This is a genomic window from Bremerella sp. JC817 (assembly GCF_040718835.1).
In the GTDB taxonomy this organism is placed as follows: Bacteria; Planctomycetota; Planctomycetia; order Pirellulales; family Pirellulaceae; genus Bremerella.
Map to the genome: position 1 here is coordinate 1 of NZ_JBFEFG010000119.1, position 418 is coordinate 418.

Below are 418 nucleotides of genomic sequence, written 5' to 3' on the forward strand. Positions count from 1 at the left end.
ATGATAGTGCCCACCAGTGCGAAAGTAGGTATCGCCGGATTCATTTACACTTCAAAGCCCCGTTCATACGAACGGGGCTTTTTTGTTGGGTTCGCGGTCGACCTTGTTGGCCTGCTTTCGATAAAGACGCGCCCTATCAGCCGGGCTCGCTGATGGATTACTACGAAAATCGAGTTCGGCTTCGATCGCGTTCTTCAGCTCGATCCCCATCAGCGAGTCGAGCCCCATCTCGGCCAATGGCTTGGCGAAACCATCTGCGGTGACCGCCTACGTTTGGGATTATCAGGATGCGTGGACCAAGCAGACCGGTGCCACCCAGCTGCTGGCGGAAGCGGGTTTTGATGTGCTGCCGATGTTCTGCCCGTGTTTTCACCCGATGGCACCAAGTTGATGTGGACCAGTACCCGGACCGACGATC

1 protein-coding gene is annotated in these 418 nt (G+C 56.2%); it reads right to left on the reverse strand.

The features are described 5' to 3' along the window. Window positions 1-63: 63 nt before the first annotated feature. Complete coding sequence (locus tag AB1L30_RS00545) at window positions 64-237, reverse strand: acyl carrier protein (RefSeq protein ID WP_367011403.1); 174 nt, start codon at window positions 235-237, stop codon at window positions 64-66. Window positions 238-418: the final 181 nt, after the last annotated feature.